Raw genomic sequence first — 274 nt, 5'->3', positions numbered from 1 at the left:
ACGACCGGGTTTCCGGAAATATCGACACCGAGCGCGGCTGTAAGCGGAGACGGATTCGTCCTGAAAGCGGCGCTTCTGATCATCTGCCTTAAATCGACGACTTTGCTTACGCGGTTCGGAACTTCAATGCCGATCGTGTTTTTACCGGGGATCGGCGCCTCAATCCGAATATCCTTGGCAGACAGGCTCAGTTTAATATCATCTGCTAAGTTTGTAATTTTGTTCACTTTCACTCCGGGCTCAGGATGCACTTCAAAACGTGTGACGGACGGGC

Annotated in this window: 1 protein-coding gene; it reads right to left on the bottom strand. The window is 51.5% G+C overall.

Annotated features, from left to right (window positions below; all coding sequences use genetic code 11):
- Window positions 1-274: DNA translocase FtsK (locus F1003_RS18685; RefSeq protein WP_262884642.1), on the bottom strand; the 274-nt coding region annotated here is incomplete at both ends.

The sequence above is a fragment of the Winogradskyella ouciana genome, assembly GCF_009709615.1.
Classification (GTDB): domain Bacteria; phylum Bacteroidota; class Bacteroidia; order Flavobacteriales; family Flavobacteriaceae; genus Winogradskyella; species Winogradskyella ouciana.
This window is presented reverse-complemented; position numbering and strand designations above follow the sequence as displayed.